This window comes from Methylophaga sp. UBA5088, from assembly GCF_002414625.1.
GTDB classification, from domain to species: Bacteria; Pseudomonadota; Gammaproteobacteria; order Nitrosococcales; family Methylophagaceae; genus Methylophaga; species Methylophaga marina.
In genome coordinates this window covers 52,552-57,903 of sequence record NZ_DIAC01000074.1, presented here as the reverse complement: position 1 = coordinate 57,903, position 5,352 = coordinate 52,552, and the positions used below count along the sequence as shown (strand labels likewise).

Here is a 5,352-nt window from a genome sequence, read left to right as displayed (position 1 = left end):
GTTCACTCAGCTTAACTTAACTTTTTGAATATTACAGTACCGTTCGTACCGCCAAAACCAAATGAGTTAGACATGGCGACATCAATTTTCATTTGTCGTGCAGTGTTAGGCACATAATCAAGGTCACAACTTTCATCCTGATTATCAAGGTTAATTGTTGGTGGTGCGACTTGGTCACGTATTGCAAGTAAGCTAAATACCGCTTCTACGCCACCTGCAGCACCCAATAGGTGGCCAATCATCGATTTAGTTGAACTTATCGCTACGTTGTTTGCCGCATCACCTAATGCTTTTTTGATGGCTTGTGTCTCAGCGGCATCACCTGCAGGAGTCGATGTGCCATGTGCATTGATATAATCGATTGCTTCAGGATTTAAACCTGCATCCTTGATCGCATTGACCATACAGCGTGCAGCGCCTTCTCCGCCTTCAGAAGGTGATGTCATATGATAAGCGTCACTGCTCATGCCTGAACCAACAAGTTCAGCATAGATAGTGGCACCACGCTTCACTGCATGTTCATACTCTTCCAGGACAATGACACCCGCACCATCACCTAATACAAAACCATCACGGTCTTTATCCCACGGACGACTAGCCGCTGCAGGATCATCATTTCGCGTTGACAATGCACGTGCTGCGGCGAAGCCACCAAGACCGGTTTTCGATGTGGCCATTTCTGCGCCACCGGCAATCATGACATCCGCATCACCATATTGAATCATGCGTCCCGCAGCAGAGATACAGTGTGTACCCGTTGAGCAAGCTGTTACGATAGCCGTATTAGGCCCTTTCATTCCATACATGATGGATAAATTGCCCGATATCATATTAATGATATTACTCGGTACAAAGAAAGGTGAGATTTTACGAGGTCCACCATTCAAATAACTGTCGTAACCTGCTTCGATACCGGGTAAGCCGCCAATACCTGAACCAATAGCAACACCAATTCTTTCTGCATTTTCATCGGTAATAACCAGTCCAGCGTCTTCAATAGCTTCTTTGGCTGCTGCGATACCGTAATGAATGAAGGTATCCATTTTTTTGGCGTCTTTTTTAGGAATGACTGATGTGACGTCAAAATTTTTCACGCTCGCACCAAAGCGAACAGTAAAATCTGAAACATCAAACAACGTTAGCGGTGCTACACCACTTTTTCCTGCAACAATATTTTCCCAGCTTTCTTTTACTGTCAGCCCGACTGGCGTGACAGCTCCAAGACCAGTAACGACAACGCGTCTTTTCGACATCAGGTTTTCCCCTTAAACCTACAGGTATACATGACATAGCCGCCTAGCATGTTCTCACACACTAGACGGCTATCATAAGCGCTTTTAATTATATTAAGACTGATGTGCGTTAATATAAGAAACGGCTTCTTTAACTGTAGTGATTTTCTCAGCTTCTTCGTCTGGGATTTCACATTCGAAAGCTTCTTCCAAAGCCATAACCAACTCTACTGTATCCAGAGAGTCTGCGCCCAGGTCGTCGATAAATGAAGCATCCGCAGTTACTTCATCAGCGTTGACACCTAATTGTTCAACAACAATTTCTTTTACGCGAGCTTCGATATCACTCATAACTAATATTTCCTTTGGTGGTTAATACATCAAACAATGTGCAGGCATTTTATAGTGCCTGCACCATTGAGACAAGCTAAATGGCATTCATCTAACTTGACTCATAATTAAATTACTTAATTAATAGTCAGTTACAGACTATTAGCTCATATACATGCCGCCATTAACGTGCAATGTTTCTCCCGTCACATATCCAGCATGGGTACTGGCAAGATAACTCACCGCAGCGGCAATCTCCTCAGGTAACCCCAATCGCTTCAATGGGACTTGCTCAAGCAGTGCAGTCTTGTGAGCTTCTGGCAAAGAACTTGTCATATCGGTATCGATAAAGCCAGGAGCAACAGTATTGACCGTAATGCCGCGGGCACCCACTTCGCGAGCTAGAGACTTGCTGAAGCCGATTACACCAGCTTTTGCCGCTGCATAGTTAGTCTGGCCAGCATTGCCCATTGCACCCACTACAGAGGTGATCGTAATAATTCTACCCCAGCGCGCTTTAGTCATCGCTCTTAGGCAACGTTTACTAAGCTTATAAATCGGAGTGAGGTTTGTATTAATGATGTCATCCCACTCATCATCTTTCATACGCATTAATAAGTTGTCACGTGTGATGCCAGCATTATTAACCAGAATTTCCGGCGCACCAAACTCAGACTCAATCATCGAGACAACATTATCAATAGCATCAGCATCGGTGACATTAAGAACGATACCACGGCCTTGAATGTTGGCTTCTTTTAGAAAGTCTGAAATAGTCGCGGCACCATTTTCAGATGTTGCTGTACCGATAACAGTTGCACCTTGCTCACCCAAACTGATCGCAATCGCCTTACCAATGCCGCGTGTAGCTCCAGTGATCAGAGCAATTTTTCCATCTAAGCTCATTTTATTCTCCTAATGCTTGTTGTGCTTTCTCAAGCGTGGTCAAATCAAATAACGGCACTGCGTTAACTGATTTATCGATGCGCTTTGTTAAGCCTGCTAAGACTTTTCCAGGACCACACTCAACAAGTTGATTCACATTTTCTGCTGCAAACCACTGCACTGTTTCCACCCAACGGACAGGACTGTATAACTGCTGAGCTAAAAGCGATTTAACAGACACCACATCGTCTGCTGCAGTTACGCTGGCATTGTGGATAACAGGCGTTGTTGGCATATGGATTGAAATTTCATCAAGTTTTTGAGCTAATTGCTCAGCCGCCGGGCGCATTAATGCACAGTGTGATGGCACGCTTACAGGCAGTATTAAGGCGCGCTTTGCACCTTTCTCTGTTGCTATCTCAGTGGCTTTTTTTACCGCAGCTGTCGAACCAGCAATGACAACCTGACCAGGCGAGTTAAAATTTACAGCCTCAACAACACCGATAATGGATGCTTCGCTGCAGACATCACGTACGATATCATCTGACAGACCAAGAATCGCAGCCATAGCACCTTCACCAGCAGGGACAGCTTGCTGCATATATTGACCACGTAATTCAACCAATTTGACAGCGTCACTAAAATCGATAGCTTCTGCAGCGACAAGTGCTGTATATTCACCAAGACTGTGACCAGCAAAATAATCTGGCTTGATAGCAGAAACTGATTGCCATACACGCCACATGGCAATACCTGCTGTTAACATGGCAGGTTGAGTACGGTCTGTCTGGTTTAACGATTCTTCAGGACCATTTGAAACTAAATCCCATAGATCATAATTAAGTGCATCAGATGCTTGCTGGAATGTTTCTTTAACGATGTCATGTTCAGTAGCTATCTCAGATAACATACCGATTGATTGAGATCCCTGACCGGGAAAAACAAAAGCTGATTTCATTCATTACCCCTGAATATCAGTACTGAATAAGGGCTGAACCCCATGTGAATCCGCCACCAAAGGCTTCAAACAATAAAGTCTCACCACGTTTTATGCGACCATCACGTACCGCTACATCAAGCGCCAACGGTATTGATGCCGCTGAAGTATTACCATGTTTATCTACAGTAACCACAACGTGATCCATAGACATCTGTAGCTTTCGTGCTGTAGCCGCGATAATTCGAATATTAGCTTGATGGGGAATTAACCAATCGATATCGCTTTTATCAAGCTGATTAGCCTCAAGCGTTTCATCAACAATACTACTGAGCGTTTTGACGGCAACCTTGAATACTTCATTACCCTGCATATCGATATATGGAGATTCATCAGTCACTACTGAACCGGGACCCGTTGGGACTTGTAACAAACGATTGAAACTGCCATCTGAATGGATATGTGTTGAAATAATACCAGGCTGTTCTGAGGCTTGAAGCACTACCGCTCCTGCCCCATCACCAAACAGCACACATGTATTTCTGTCAGTCCAATCGATGATGCGTGAAATAGTTTCAGCACCAACAACAAGCACATTCTTAACACCGCCAGATTTGATGAATTTATCGGCGACAGTCAGCGCATAAACAAAACCGGTACATACAGCTTGAATATCAAAGGCAGGACAGCCAGCGATGTTAAGTTTGGCTTGTAATAATGAGGCAGTACTTGGAAATATTTGTGTCGGTGTCGTCGTCGCCACAATAATCAGATCAATGTCATCATTGTTGATTCCAGCAGCTTCAATTGCTTTTAAAGACGCTTGATAAGCTAGGTCTGTGGTTGTTTCATTCTCTGCAGCAATGTGACGTTCTTTGATTCCCGTCCGTTCTTTAATCCATTGATCACTGGTTTCTACCATTGACTCAAGATCATGATTGCTGAGTATTTTTTCTGGCAGATAGCTGCCTGTACCCGCTATACGAGAATACATCACAATACTTGTCCTTCCAGTAACACTTCCAAGTGTTTTGTTATATTTTTAGGTACGTCCTGGGCGGCTTCTACAATGGCAATGTTAATGGCATTAGCGAACGCAAACTCATCTGCGCCACCATGACTTTTAATCACGATACCTTGTAAGCCAATTAAATTCGCACCGTTGTATGCACGCGGATCTAACTCGTTACGGAAATGTTTTAATACTGGTGAGGCAATTAATCCGGCCAATTTCGTCAACCAGTTTCGGGTAAATGATTGTCGCAAGTAATGACGAATCATATGAACAACGCCTTCACTCGTTTTCAACGCCACATTGCCGACAAAACCGTCACAAACAAGCACATCTGCTTCACCATGGTATAAACCATCACCTTCAACGTAACCGATGTAGTTCAGGTCTGTTTGCTCTAGCAGCCGAGAGGCTTCTTTTACCCGTTCATTACCTTTGATTTCTTCTGAACCGATATTAAGTAAGCCAACCTTTGGTTTTTCTTTACCATCAACCAATTCAGCAAGAACAGAGCCCATTAAAGCAAACTGAACCAGGTGTGCAGCACTTGAATCAACATTAGCCCCTAGATCCAGAACATAGGTATGCCCTTTCATCGTTGGCAAAGCTGAAACAATAGCGGGTCTTTCGATACCTGGTAATGTTTTTAAAACAAATCTGGCTGTAGCCATCAAGGCACCAGTATTACCGGCACTGACACAAGCAGCGGCTTGACCTTCTTTGACTAAGTTAATAGCCACTCGCATTGAGGAATCTTTCTTTCCGCGCAGTGCTTGGGAGGGTAATTCATCCATCTCTACCTGCTGAGAAGCATGATGGACAATTAATCTTGGTTCGTTATCAACACCATTCTTTTGAAGGTGTGAATGAATAGTTTCTTCATCACCAACAAGAATTAATGTGACATCTGGATGTTTTTTTAATGCTGATATGGCAGCGGGGATCACGACTTGAGG

6 protein-coding genes are annotated in these 5,352 nt (G+C 43.9%); all 6 read right to left on the bottom strand.

Features of this window, described 5'->3' with window-relative positions; translation table 11 throughout:
- Window positions 1-11 precede the first annotated feature (11 nt).
- On the bottom strand, window positions 12-1,253 hold the full coding sequence (fabF, locus tag B4K20_RS09680; protein ID WP_286304666.1) for a beta-ketoacyl-ACP synthase II: 1,242 nt from the start codon (window positions 1,251-1,253) through the stop codon (window positions 12-14).
- A 93-nt stretch (window positions 1,254-1,346) separates the two neighbouring features.
- The gene (acpP, locus tag B4K20_RS09675; RefSeq protein WP_007145140.1) at window positions 1,347-1,583 is read right to left on the bottom strand and encodes an acyl carrier protein; all 237 of its coding nucleotides are present in this window, start codon (window positions 1,581-1,583) and stop codon (window positions 1,347-1,349) included.
- A 141-nt stretch (window positions 1,584-1,724) separates the two neighbouring features.
- Window positions 1,725-2,468, bottom strand: coding sequence for a 3-oxoacyl-ACP reductase FabG (gene fabG / locus B4K20_RS09670; protein WP_289282723.1), 744 nt, complete (start codon window positions 2,466-2,468; stop codon window positions 1,725-1,727).
- 1 nt (window position 2,469) lies between these two features.
- Window positions 2,470-3,405, bottom strand: coding sequence for an ACP S-malonyltransferase (gene fabD, locus B4K20_RS09665; RefSeq protein ID WP_289282722.1), 936 nt, complete (start codon window positions 3,403-3,405; stop codon window positions 2,470-2,472).
- Between the two features lie 16 nt (window positions 3,406-3,421).
- Window positions 3,422-4,378: a beta-ketoacyl-ACP synthase III gene (locus tag B4K20_RS09660; RefSeq protein ID WP_414673652.1), complete on the bottom strand. Its 957-nt coding sequence runs from the start codon at window positions 4,376-4,378 to the stop codon at window positions 3,422-3,424.
- Window positions 4,378-5,352 (bottom strand): phosphate acyltransferase PlsX (plsX, locus tag B4K20_RS09655; protein ID WP_289282720.1); only part of this gene is annotated, 975 nt, incomplete at its 5' end. The genes B4K20_RS09660 and plsX, both read right to left, overlap by 1 nt.